A 12,728-nucleotide genomic window follows, 5' to 3' on the forward strand; every position below is an offset into this window, starting at 1 on the left:
CTGTCTTCACGAATTGATCTGATTCATGAAACGCAGAAAGAGGGTGAGAGTTGCATAAATGTTGCAAACAATGATTGGGATCCTATATTACCGGCCCAATCTCACAACGAATTTTTTGTTTGAAGCAAGGCATGCTGCAGATCGCTGTAGGTGCGCACACCATTCAACGAAATGCCTAAACTGACGATCGACTGGGCTACTTCAGGCCGGATACCGATCAATGACACCTCGGCACCCAACAAGCGCACCGCGTGCATAATCTGGATTAAACCCTGCGCTGTATCGTTATCAATCACTGGCACCCCAGTCACATCGAGCAACAACCGGCGCGCGCCAGAAGCGGCCACCTTCGTAAGCGCTTGCTCGCGCGCCTGCGCCAAGCGCACCGCATCTAACCCGCCAATCAGCGGCATCACGAGCGTGTCAAGCCGTACCGGCAGCACCGGCACGCTTAACTCGCGAATCATCTGTTGCTGTTGATCGATCAATGTGAGCTGCTCGCTCATTCGCCGGTTCGCTGCTTCCATCTCATCCCGCGCTCGCGCCATCTCGCGATAATTGGATTCGAGCGCCGCTGTTTGTTGCCGGATAGTAGCTGCCATGCGGTTGAAGGTCTGTTGGAGCAAACCAATCTCATCGTTGCTTGTCACCTTGAGTTCATCGTGCAACTGGCCTGCGGACAGCAAATCAGCCGCCGCCGTCACAGCGCGCAACGGCTGCACAACCCAGCGCTGCATTGCCCACAACGCGCCGCCGGTGAGCGCAACCATTCCTACTAGCGCCAGCGCAATGCCGGCAAAAGTGAACGTTAAGCTCTTGTCAATCTGCTGCCGGGCAATGCCACGGATCAGCGCCAGATGTTGATTGGTCTGCTCAGTGAATGCCTCGCGCGCTTCTTCAATCGTTTCAAACGAGGCATAAAAGGGTTCGCGTTGGTCAGGAGCCAGATCTTCCGGATGAGATGGTAAATCTGCGTACAGGCGCTGAGACATGCTCAAGATCGCCGTTGCTGCTTGTTTAAGCGCTTTGTGCTGCTCGATGACCATCGCATCATAAAACCCTTCATAGGTCGCATCTGATTCATTCAGCACGCCAATCAATGCTTCCAATTCCGCCAGCATTTCAGCGCTCTCTTCATACTCACCAGAATCTCCCGTCTGAAGATAGGATTGCGCCTCGGTCACGAATTGCTGGACAGTGAGATTGTAGGCGGCAATCGTCTTCACGTCGCTGATAATGACTTCATCCAACTCTTTGGCAACGACCCGCATCTCATTGACATTTATCACGATGCTCGCTGCCAACCCCACCAAAATCACGGCATACCCAATTGCCAATCCGGCAACCTTGCGCATCAGGCCCCTCATAGCGTTGCGTTTCCTCTCGGCTTGGAGAATCGGTTATCTTAATCCTTACGACAGGAGGAGATACGATCAAAAGTTTAATTTTCATTAAAATCTTGCACATCATTGGTATACGCAAATATTATATTGCAGAGTGTTACCAAAGTGTAAACAAACGAAAAAATTAACCACTTTTTTATAATGTGTCGCGTTTATCCTAACATTAACAAAGCGTCGTGGTAGGGTAACGCCGCTGTTGCCTCGTATTCCCAAAACTCTGCTATAATTATCTGCATTGTCAAATATCCACTCAACCGGTAAACAATCTACTCGCCCAAGCCGTATCTGCGTTCATGAGCAACTATGAGCACCCACATCCCGTTGGCCGCCTTTCGTTCACGTGATTTTCGTCTGCTCTGGTTCGGTAATTTCGTCTCGCTCACCGGCACCGAAATGACGCGGGCGGCAGTGAGCTGGCACATCCTCGAATTATCCGGCGGCGACCCGCTAGCACTCGGCGCGATTGGCGCGGCCCGGCTCGTGCCACTGGTGTTGCTGGCCCTTGGCAGTGGCGTACTGGCCGACGCAGTTGATCGCCGCCGCTTAATGCTCGGCGCGCAGATCGCGATGATGCTGTGCTCGTTGGCGCTGGCCCTAACCGCGAATCTGGGGTTAGCCGCGCTCTGGGTCATCTACGCCGTCACCGCTCTCGCCGCCGCTGCCAATACACTCGGCTTGCCCGCCCGGCAGGCGCTCATCCCGTCGCTCGTTCCGCGCGAACATCTCGCCGGCGCATTGAGCCTCAATATCGTGGCATGGCAACTGGCCACCATTGTTGGGCCAACCATCGGCGGTTTGCTGATCGAACGCGGCGGGGTGGGGTTGGTCTATTGGGTGGATGTGGTGAGCTTTACGGCCATTCTCGTCGCGCTGCTGCTGATGCGCCCGCGCCCGCTCGCCGCCGAGAAACGCGACATTAGTTTGCAGGCCGCGATCGAGGGGTTGCGGTTCGTGTGGCGCACCCCGTTGATTTGGAGTACGATGCTGCTCGATTTTCTCGCCACCTTTTTCAGCGCCGCCACCACGTTGTTGCCAATTTATGCCCAATCCATTTTGCAAGTCGGCCCGCAAGGGTTGGGTTTGCTCTACGCCGCCCCCTCAGTTGGAGCAGTGATCGCCAGCGTGATCTGTTCGATCTGGGGCGCCGGCAACCGGCAAGGGCCATTGTTGTTGTGGTCGGTCGCGATCTACGGCCTGAGCACCGCCATCTTTGGCCTCAGCACCCATTTCGGTCTCTCGCTGCTGATGCTGGCGATCAACGGCGCTGCCGACACTGTGAGCATGGTCGTGCGCGGCAATATCCGCAACCTCGAAACGCCGGATGAACTGCGTGGGCGGATGGTGGCGGTCAATATGCTCTTCTTTGCTGGCGGGCCGCAACTGGGCGAGATCGAGGCTGGCGTCGCCGCCCGCTTGTTTGGTACCCAACTCTCGGTGGCGCTCGGCGGGTTAGCGTGTGTGCTAATGACCGGCGTTGTCGCCGCGAAGGTGCCAATCTTGCGCAACTACACCGACGGGCGCCGGCCTGCGCCGGCCACTGCCCCCGCCGCGGCTGATTAGCGATGCCTGCGATGCAGCTCTTGCGCTAACCCAGTCGTTGCCCTTCTCCCACCTTGTGGGAGTTGAGGGGTGGACAGAACATGTGCTTGAGTATAACTGTTGATCGCTGTGCAATGCTGTAAAGCCCCGGGCTGCGCTCCCTATCACTCCTCCCCCAGCGGGGGAGGGGCAAGGGGTGGGGCATCAGCCCGCGCAGCGGGCTTCGTACCCCTGTGCTGGACAGGTGTTCTGTCCACCCTTGAACGCCAGCGGGAGCAGGGCTAGGGGTGGGGGCATCAGCCCGCGCAGCGGGCTTTGTAAGGATAGCCCGGCCCTGAAGGGCCGGGCACCGGACAGCTCTGCCCTTGAACCCGCGCCAGTGGGAACGGGGCAAGGGGTGAGGGCCAGCAGCCCGCGCAGCGGGCTTTGTAAGGATAGCCCGGCCCTGAAGGGCCGGGTGCCGGATTGAATATTGACAGTTCTTGCTTCCATATCCTACACTAGACTATGCAGGAACCACCCTTTGACGGAAAGGAAAGCCCACTATGACCATCGAGCGCCCGGAAGCGTTCGTCTTCTTTGGCCCCCAGACGGTCGTCGGCCCGGAATTGAAACCCGGCGACAAAGCGCCTGATTTCAAACTGGTCAACAGCAAACTGAAAGAGGTCACGTTGGCCGACTTTGCTGGCAAACCGCTGCTGATCAGCGTGGTGCCCTCACTCGATACCGGTGTGTGCAGCAAGCAAACCACCCGCTTCAACGAAGAGGCGGCCCGGCTGGCCGGCCAAGCCAATTTCATCACCGTCAGCGCCGACCTGCCCTTCGCGCAGGCGCGCTGGTGCGGCGCCAACAACGCCGATGCCATCCAGACTCTCTCGGATCACCGCGATATGAGCTTCGGTGCGGCGTATGGCACCTACGTGCCGGCCTTCCGGATCGAGCAGCGGGCCGTGTTTGTGGTGGATAGCGAGGGCGTGATCCGCTACAGCGAATACGTGCCGGTCGCCGGTCAAGAACCCAACTACGACGCCGCGCTTGAGGCGCTGAAGGCGCTGCTCTAACCAGCGCGATGATATGCACGGCATACCAGCGCTGCTCGTACTCAAGCGCCGGTTGTCCGCACACATGTCATACCCATCTGCGCCTTTTGCGTCTCTTTGAGGCTATTCTTCATCCGTAAATAGCAGGGAGCGCTTGCCGCCAGCGCTCCCTTATGCTATACTGCTCGCCGGCATTGCAAAATGCCAAATACGCACACCCTGAGGCGCAGCCGCTCCTGCCGGCCAACCCCGGTACAGGCTGCGAGATACGACGGGTGGAGGTGGTTTCGACCAGAGAAGGAGCAAGAAAGGTATGACTCAAGCATTGCCGCGCGTCGTCACGATTCGAGAATTGCTGGAAGCTGGCGCCCACTTTGGGCACCCCACCAACCGCTGGAACCCGAAGATGAAGCCGTATATTTTCACGGCTCGCAACGGGATCCACATTATCGATTTGCAGAAGACGGTCACTGGCCTGAGCCAAGCGTATCAGTTCATTTCTGACCTGACCGCGCGCGGCGAGAAGATCCTCTTCGTCGGTACGAAGAAGCAGGCCCAAGAGGCGATTATGGAAGAGGCGGTGCGGGCTGGCCAATTCTACATCAATCGCCGCTGGCTGGGTGGTACGCTCACGAACTTCACCACTATCAAGCGCCGGTTGAAGCTGCTGAGCGATCTCGAAGAGCGGCGCGATCGCGGCGAGTTTGGCCGCTTGACCAAGGCCGAAGCGGCCAAGCTTGAAGAGAAGATCGTGCGGCTTAATCGTGTCTTCGCCGGCCTGAAGGGGATGGAGCGGCTGCCCGGCGCCGTGTTCATCGTCGATCCGCGCAAGGAAGAGCTAGCTGTGCGCGAAGCGGCGAAAGAGGGCATTCCAATCGTGGCGATGGTTGACACCAACTGCGATCCCGACCCGATCGATTATGTCATTCCTTGCAACGATGACGCGATTCGGGGCATCCGGCTGATGACCGGCAAGATCGCTGATGCGGCCATTGAGGGGATGCGGCGGCGCGAAGCGGCGCAGGAATAACCGGCAACTGGATCGCTGCGGCAAGCCAACGCTGCGTCGTATAATGCGCCAGCGTAACGTTGGCAACCCGGTGCACCAAGCGGTTCCCTTCGCTCTGCACGCAGGGAGAGGGGAAAGGGCAAGGGCATCACCGCTGCACCGGCAATGCCGCTTGCCCGATTCGATTAAATCGGTTTACACTGGCAATATGCGCATCCCAAACCTGACCGGTTGCTCAGGGGCAGAGCTGCGCAGGCAGCCTCACATGAGGTTGCCGCACCCCGGTCACAAGAGCGCAAACCGACGTAGCACGGGGGGGCGCATGCCCCTCCGTCGCACGATCCGCACTACCTAACCTACCGGCAACGGCATTGGATAGCGGTTCTTAGGCAAAGGGAGCAAGACTGTGGCGGTATCAATCGAACTGGTGAAGGAATTGCGTGAACGCACCGGCGCCGGCATCAAAGAGTGCCGGGATATTCTTGAGCAGACCGGCGGCAATATCAATAAGGCGATCGAGATTCTGCGCGAGCGCGGGATCGAGGCGGCAGCCAAGAAGGCGTCGCGTGAGGCGAACGAGGGCCTGATTGGCGTGTACGTTCACTATGGCTCGCGCATCGCCGCGATGGTTGAGCTGAGCTGCGAAACCGACTTTGTGGCTCGCACGGCTGAATTCGGCCAACTGGCCAACGATCTGGCCCAGCATATCGTTGCGCTCAACCCGCGCTTTATCAGCGCAAGCGAAGTGACCGACGAGATGGTAGCCGAGAGTGGTCAAACTCGCCAAGCCTTCATCGAAGAGACGGTGCTGCTCGAGCAGAAGTTTATCAAGGATCCGGCTCGCACCATCGAAGAGAAGATCAAAGAAGCGATCGCCAAACTCGGCGAGAATATCGTCGTCCGGCGGTTTGTGCGCTACGAAGTCGGCGCCTAACCCACACGGATCGGGCGGTTTGCCAAGCGGGCGAACCGCCCGGTTCTCTGCTTTGCTGCGAGAAGTTCCATGCAACAACCAAAATATCGCCGGATTTTGATCAAGCTGAGCGGTGAACAGATCAAGGGAAGCGATGGCGAGGTAATTAGCTACGATATGCTCGACTTCCTCGCCCAAGAGATCGGTCGCGTTCACCGCCATGGGGTTGAAGTAGCCGTCGTGGTCGGCGGCGGCAACATTTGGCGCGGCCATCGTGCGATCGAACGCGGCATGGATGCTGCCCAATCGCACTATATGGGCATGCTGGCGACGATCATCAATGCGTTGGCGATGCAAGATGCACTCGAGCGCCATGGCCTCGACACCCGCGCCATGACCGCGATTAAGATGGATGAAGTGGCCGAACCGTACATCCGCCGGCGCGCAACCCATCATCTAGAAAAGGGACGGGTGATCATTCTCGCGGCTGGCACCGGTAACCCCTACTTCACCACCGACTCGGCAGCGGCGCTGCGTGCGGCTGAGATCCATGCCGAAGTGATCTTGATGGCCAAGAATGGCGTTGATGGCGTCTACGATGACGATCCGCGCCGCAATCCAGCCGCTACCCGCTTCGATCACATTCATTATCTCGATGCGCTTAACCGTGGTCTGACCGTGATGGATAGCACGGCCCTGACCTTCTGTATGGATAACAACTTGCCGATTATTGTCTTTAACGCCCTAGAACCCGGCACCATCGAACGGATTGTGATGGGTGAGCATGTTGGTACGCTTGTGAGTAGTCAGCGAGGAGGCGCGTAATGCTGAACGATGTAATCACCGAGTATGAGGCGCATTTAAAGAAAGCGACCGAAGCGTTGCGCCATCATCTGGCGTCGATCCGCACCGGACGCGCCTCGGCGGGGTTGGTTGAGCATCTCCATGTCGAAGCCTACGGCACGACCATGCCGCTCAATCAATTGGCGAATATTAGTGTTCCCGAAGCGCGGATGATCGTGATCCAGCCCTACGATGCCAGCATGATCAAAGCGATCGAGAAGGCGATCCAGCAGTCTGATCTTGGCCTCAACCCGAGCAACGATGGCCGGATCATCCGTTTGCCGGTGCCGCCGCTCACCGAAGAGCGCCGGCGCGAATTGGTAAAGATGGTGCGCCATCGCGTCGAAGAAGTTAAGATTTCGGTGCGTAATCAACGCCGTGATGCGATCGATGATCTCAAGAAGTTGGAAGCCGAGAAATTGATCAGCGAAGATGACTTGCATCGCGGCCAAGAACGGATCCAGCAGTTGACCGACCGTTGCATCCGCGATCTCGAACAGATCGGCGCGGAAAAAGAAGCGGAAGTGATGGCGGTCTAACGCTGTCGCTGAGAGGCGCTATTGTATGAGTCAGGATGGTGTACCGTCCGGCACAAAAATTCCGCAACATATCGCGGTGATTATGGATGGCAACGGGCGCTGGGCGCAACAGCGCGGTCTGCCACGCCTTGCCGGCCATCGCGCCGGCACTGAAAATATCCGCCCGATTGTGTCCGAATGCGCCCGGCTCGGTGTGCGCGTGCTTACACTGTACGCCTTTTCGACCGAGAACTGGAACCGGCCATCGCTGGAAGTGCAGGGCTTGATGCAGATTTTAGGCGAGTTTATCGATCGCGAGATCCGGAATCTGCATGCCCAAAATGTCCATTTGCGCCATCTGGGCCGGCTCGATGGCCTTAGCCCCCATCTGCGCGAAAAGGTTAATTACGCGATTGAATTGACCCGCCATAACACCGGTCTGACGTTGGCGATCGCGTTTAACTACGGCGGTCGCGCCGATATTGTCGATGCAGTGCGTTCGATCGTCGCCAGTGGCATCCCCGCCGACCAGATTACTGATGAGGTGATTAGCGCCCATCTGTCAACCCGTGGGTTGCCCGATCCAGATATGATCATTCGTACCAGCGGCGAACGGCGGCTTTCGAATTTCCTGATCTGGCAGTCAGCCTACAGCGAATACTGGTTTACGCCGGTGTTCTGGCCCGATTTCCGGCCCGAACATCTGCATCAGGCGATTCTTGACTATGGACGGCGCGAACGCCGCTTCGGCGGGCTCCCCGAGTCGAGCTAATACCTTGGCGACGCGCATCGCCAGTGTGGTGGTGCTGTTGCCGCTGATCATTGCCGGTGTGTGGTGGCCGCCAACCACCGCGCTGTTAGCCGGTCTGGTGATCGCACTGGCGATCGGCGAGCTGTTCGCGATCTTTCGTCACGGCGGGTATGCGCCGCGGTTGATCGAGGGGATTGCGATCGGTTGGTTGATCTGTGCGGCTACCTTTTTTCAACCACTGACGACGATCGATCTCGCATTGGTAGTGGTGTTTGGGTCGATTATCGGCGCGTTCATTGCCGAAATTGTCCGCCGCGACCGCCAGACCAGCCTGCTCAGTTGGGCATTGACCTTCGCAGGAGCGTATTACGTCGGCGGTCTTTTAAGCAGTTATCTTTTATTACGTCAACTTGAATCGCCGTTACAGGGCGGATGGCTGGCCTTCGCGCATATCCCTCCCGGCGCGGCATGGGTCTTTTTTACGCTGGCGATCACGTGGTTGCAAGATACTGGCGCGTTCTTTGTTGGACGCGCCTTCGGTCGCACCAAGATGGCGCCGGTGCTCAGCCCCAAAAAGAGTTGGGAAGGCTTCTTCGGCGGGATGGCTGCCGCGATTGCAACCGCACTGTTCTGCGTGCCACTGTTGGGCTTGCCAATTACACTGGTCGAGGCGGCGATTCTCGGCGTGGCCGCCGGTATCTTTGGCCCGCTTGGCGATTTGGCTGAGTCGCTGATTAAACGGCAAGTCGGGGTGAAGGATTCGGGGTTTATTATCCCCGGCCACGGCGGGATTCTTGATCGGATCGACAGTATTCTCTTCACCGGGCCAGTGATCTACTACCTTGTAGTGCTTTTTTCCCATTGAGCCGGCGTTGTTCTTTTGCTATAGTGCTATCGTACCGATCAAGCGGTGTTGCTGATGCTATGATTTCACCAACCGTCACCCAACAACAATGGCTTCCTGATCCGGCATTGGCCGGTTTTGAGATGCTGCCGCTTGATCTAGCTGGTGGCCGCGCGGTCTTGGTGCGCCAGTGCGATCCGCCGGCAACAGGCCGGGCCGTGCTGTACGTGCATGGCTATTCTGACTACTTTTTCCAAACCCACGTGGCTGATGTCTTCCGCGCGCATGGCTATGCGTTCTATGCGATCGATCTCCCCGGCCACGGGCGCGCCATCCAACCCGGCCAGATTCCCTGCTTTTATCGCGACATTGCCGAGTTTTACCCGTTCATCGATGCGGCAATCGCGGTGATCGACGCGGCCCACAACCGGCCATGGCTGGTCTTGCACGGCCATTCGGCGGGCGGGTTGGTGACGGCGCTCTACGCGGCAGAAGGCAGCCGGCGTGACCGGCTGGGTGCGCTGGCGTTGAATAGCCCGTTTTTCGATTTTATGATCGACCGCGCCACGCGGGCCTCGATCCCGCTGGTGATGCTCTTAGGCCGGCTGAAACCCACCCGCATCGTGGGCAAACTGTCATCGGTCTATGGCGAAACGATCTATCGCGGTACCGGCGGCGAATGGGAGTTTGACCAACGTTGGAAGCCGATCAACGGCATCCCGATGCGAGCCGGCACGGCACGGGCCATCTTGCTGGCCCAACGCCGGCTGCGGCGTGGCCTTGGCATCCGCTGCCCGATTTTGATCTTGCACTCGGCGCGGTCGGCGTGGCCCATTCCCGGCAGTCCTGAGATCACGAAGGCTGATATTGTGCTCGATGTGGCCCACATGCGGCGCGATGGCCCAATGCTGGGTGATGATGTGACCATGATTGCGATCGAGGGCGGGTTGCACGATCTGGCCTTATCGCCGAAACCTGTCCGCGAGCAGTATGTTGCTGAATTGATGGGATGGCTGGAGGAAGTAGCCGCCACATCTGTGCGATCAGTATGAAGCGACACGTCGCCATCCTGCTTTTCACCTTGCTTATCACTCTCTGGCCGTTGCCGACGCAATCAGCGAGCATTTGCTTCTGCGACGCAACCCCGATTTGGGTGCATGCCAATCCACCCGCAGCTCACGAAGTCGCTCTGTTTCGGCTTGAAGTCAACTTGGCCGTTCCGGCGCCAGCTACGACGCTGGCTATCTTCGCCGACACGCGCTATGAGGCCTACCTGAACGGCCAACTGCTTGGCCGCGGCCCGGCCCGCTTCTCACGCGCCCTCCGCGAGTATGACCAGCTCGCGATTGGCGATCTGCCGGCTGGAAGACAGGTTTTCACCGTGCGCGTCCAATGGGCGCCCAACACCCGGCGGAGTGACTCGGAACGGCCATTCCTGTGGGCATTGCTCCGCAGCAATGGGCAACCCCTAGCTAGCACCGGCCCGCATTGGCAAGCCCAACTGCTACATGCCTATCGCAGCGATGCGGCTCCGGTGCATCGCTGGGGCTTGATTGGCCCGACCGAAATCGTTGATCTGGCGATGCTGGCGCCAGATTGGGTGATGAATGGAGGCGCAAGCGGATGGCAACCAGCCGTGGCAGTCACGGCCCAGCCGGCGCCGTTTACCCCCCGCTCGATTCCGCAACTGGTTGAAGTAGCCATCCCGATCCGGTCGCTGCAAGCGGGTTGGCTCGCACCCGGATTCACGCCCATCGAATTTCCCGGCGGTGTTGATCAAGCAAGTGTGCAGATCCAGACACAACGTTCTGCGATCCTCACCCTGATCAGCTTGCAGGGTGAACTCACCAACCGATTGACGATCAACGGCCAATCGCTGAACTGGCAAGCTATGCCCAACCGTCCACCGGGGATCGTGACTGCTGCCTATCAAGTGGCTGCTGGCAAGCATACCCTACGCCTCAGCGGGTTGCATAACCAACCTGAAGGGTGGACGGTCTTGCTCTCACGCAACGATTTGGTCACCGTTCCGGCAGTAACCCCCACCAGCCATGCTGGCCGGCGGGTCTTGCTCGCCACGCCGCAACCTGATGCGCAAGCCGTGCTTAGACAGAGCGACCAGCCGCTCACGTTGCATGTTCAGCCGCCAGCCAGCTATGCTATTCTTGATTTAGGCCGGACGGTGCATGGCCGGTTATATGCCGATGTAGCAGGCCCTGCCGGCGCCATCGTTGATATCGGCTGGGATGAACGCTTGTGGCAACATACCATCCCGCTGCCCTTTCCCGGCACGCTGCACCCCGAATGGAATCAAGTCGATTCGTGGCGGCTCGATGGGCGATCCCATTCGATCAGCACCATTGACGCCCGGGCTGGTCGATATGTGCTGATTGCCGTCTGGAGCAACGAGCCGGTGGTCATACGCAACCTGCGCGTCAGCGAAGAGCGCTATCCGGTCAGGCAGATTGGTTCATTTACCAGCAACGATCCGCTGCTGAATCAGATTTGGCAAGTCGGCGTTGACAGCCTCTACCCAAACATGACCGACGCCTACACCGACACGCCATGGCGCGAACGCGGGCAGTGGTGGGGCGATGCCTACGTATCTGATCATGTCAATCAGGCCGCCTTCGGTGATCGAGGTTTGCTCCAACGTGGCTTGCGGCAACTGGCCGGCGAGTTTACGCCTGAGGGCGCACCGGTAGCAATGGCGCCGCACATTGGCGGGCGGATGCTCGATTATGGCATGTTATGGGTGCAAGCCATCGCTGATGATCTGCGGCGCACCAACGATCCGGCCTTAGCCAGCGAGTTGTGGCCAACGATGACTCGTTTTCTCAACTACCTCGCAACGTATCGCCGCAACGACACCGGCCTGCTCGACCTGCCGGCAGGTCACTGGTCGCAAACCACCTATCTCGATAGCAGCGTCACAGTTGCGCGTTATGGCCAATCAACGCCGGTGAACGCAATGTACTACGGCACCCTGCGCGCCGCAGCCGCGATCGCTACCGCGCTTGGCGAGACGGAAGCAGCGCATCGTTGGGAAAGCGAAGCGGCGTTGCTGCGCAATCGAATCAACCAATATCTCTACGACCAACCAAGACGTCACTACATTACCACTGTCATCAATGGCCAGCCGATAGCAGCCGGCCCGCATGCACAGGCCTTCGCGCTCGCGTATGATCTGGTGCCGCCTACCGAAATCTCGGCGGTGGCCGATGCGTTGCTAAACCTGATCTCGCGCGATCTCACCCGTCCCAATCTCCAGCTCTACGGGATGTCTTGGGCGCTAGAAGGACTACAGCGTGCTGGCCGGATCAATGAAGCAATTCAACTGATCAAAGAGTTCTACGGCTGGCAATTGGCGCAAGGCGCCACCACATGGTGGGAAAACGTGAACGCTAACCTCCAGTGGGGCGGCAGCCTCTCGCATAGCTGGAGCGGCTCACCAACGTGGTTTCTCACTACTGCCATCCTTGGCGCGCGCCAGACGGGACCAACGACATGGGAAGTTGATCCCGCTTGGCAGGGAGTAAGCAGCGCAGCAGGAATATTACCCTTGCCAACCGGTTCGCTTCGCGTAGAATGGGAACAGCCGGATTGTGAACTCCGTCGTGTGACCATTGAAGCGCCAAATGACACTCATGGCAATGTCTGGCTGCCACCGCCAGTAGAAACAACCGTCATCACCCTGAATGGTATAACCATCTGGACGCCAGAGACACACAATTCATTGATCCAGCAAACCAATGATGGCCGCCTGAGATTGTCACTCACCGGCGAGGTGTCTTATACGATCGAACAACGCTGTACCTGCAAGTCGATCTGGCTACCGGTCATCAGCCGTTCCTAAGATAGCGCGGAG

11 protein-coding genes are annotated in these 12,728 nt (G+C 58.6%); 10 read left to right on the forward strand and 1 reads right to left on the reverse strand.

Annotated elements, in window-relative coordinates:
* Positions 1 to 101 precede the first annotated feature (101 nt).
* Entirely contained in the window at positions 102 to 1,355 is a 1,254-nt protein-coding gene (locus A6A03_RS16210; protein WP_245669028.1) for an STAS domain-containing protein, read from the reverse strand.
* A 351-nt stretch (positions 1,356 to 1,706) separates the two neighbouring features.
* Between A6A03_RS16210 and A6A03_RS16215 the strand changes: the two genes are divergently transcribed.
* From A6A03_RS16215 to A6A03_RS16260, 10 genes are all read left to right on the forward strand, one after another.
* Positions 1,707 to 2,963 carry an MFS transporter gene (locus A6A03_RS16215; RefSeq protein WP_066790363.1) on the forward strand — a complete coding sequence of 419 codons (1,257 nt, stop codon included), beginning with the start codon at positions 1,707 to 1,709 and terminating at the stop codon, positions 2,961 to 2,963.
* A gap of 524 nt (positions 2,964 to 3,487) precedes the next feature.
* Positions 3,488 to 4,003: a thiol peroxidase gene (gene tpx / locus A6A03_RS16220; RefSeq protein ID WP_066790365.1), complete on the forward strand. Its 516-nt coding sequence runs from the start codon at positions 3,488 to 3,490 to the stop codon at positions 4,001 to 4,003.
* A 292-nt stretch (positions 4,004 to 4,295) separates the two neighbouring features.
* The gene (gene rpsB, locus A6A03_RS16225; protein ID WP_066790367.1) at positions 4,296 to 5,012 is read left to right on the forward strand and encodes a 30S ribosomal protein S2; all 717 of its coding nucleotides are present in this window, start codon (positions 4,296 to 4,298) and stop codon (positions 5,010 to 5,012) included.
* Between the two features lie 385 nt (positions 5,013 to 5,397).
* Positions 5,398 to 5,925, forward strand: a complete 528-nt coding sequence (locus tag A6A03_RS16230) for a translation elongation factor Ts (protein ID WP_066790369.1) — start codon at positions 5,398 to 5,400, stop codon at positions 5,923 to 5,925.
* 69 nt (positions 5,926 to 5,994) lie between these two features.
* Positions 5,995 to 6,729 carry a UMP kinase gene (gene pyrH, locus A6A03_RS16235; protein WP_066790371.1) on the forward strand — a complete coding sequence of 245 codons (735 nt, stop codon included), beginning with the start codon at positions 5,995 to 5,997 and terminating at the stop codon, positions 6,727 to 6,729.
* A complete protein-coding gene (frr, locus tag A6A03_RS16240) occupies positions 6,729 to 7,286 on the forward strand; it encodes a ribosome recycling factor (protein WP_066790373.1) in 558 nt (185 codons plus the stop codon). Before pyrH ends, frr begins: the two co-directional genes overlap by 1 nt.
* Before the next feature lie 25 nt (positions 7,287 to 7,311).
* Positions 7,312 to 8,037, forward strand: a complete 726-nt coding sequence (locus A6A03_RS16245; RefSeq protein ID WP_066790375.1) for an undecaprenyl pyrophosphate synthase — start codon at positions 7,312 to 7,314, stop codon at positions 8,035 to 8,037.
* A 4-nt stretch (positions 8,038 to 8,041) separates the two neighbouring features.
* Complete coding sequence (locus A6A03_RS16250; RefSeq protein ID WP_245669029.1) at positions 8,042 to 8,881, forward strand: phosphatidate cytidylyltransferase; 840 nt, start codon at positions 8,042 to 8,044, stop codon at positions 8,879 to 8,881.
* 59 nt (positions 8,882 to 8,940) lie between these two features.
* Entirely contained in the window at positions 8,941 to 9,912 is a 972-nt protein-coding gene (locus A6A03_RS16255) for an alpha/beta hydrolase (RefSeq protein ID WP_066790378.1), read from the forward strand.
* A complete protein-coding gene (locus tag A6A03_RS16260) occupies positions 9,909 to 12,716 on the forward strand; it encodes an alpha-L-rhamnosidase-related protein (protein ID WP_066790380.1) in 2,808 nt (935 codons plus the stop codon). Before A6A03_RS16255 ends, A6A03_RS16260 begins: the two co-directional genes overlap by 4 nt.
* Positions 12,717 to 12,728: the final 12 nt, after the last annotated feature.

It is taken from the genome of Chloroflexus islandicus, assembly GCF_001650695.1.
GTDB lineage: Bacteria > Chloroflexota > Chloroflexia > Chloroflexales > Chloroflexaceae > Chloroflexus > Chloroflexus islandicus.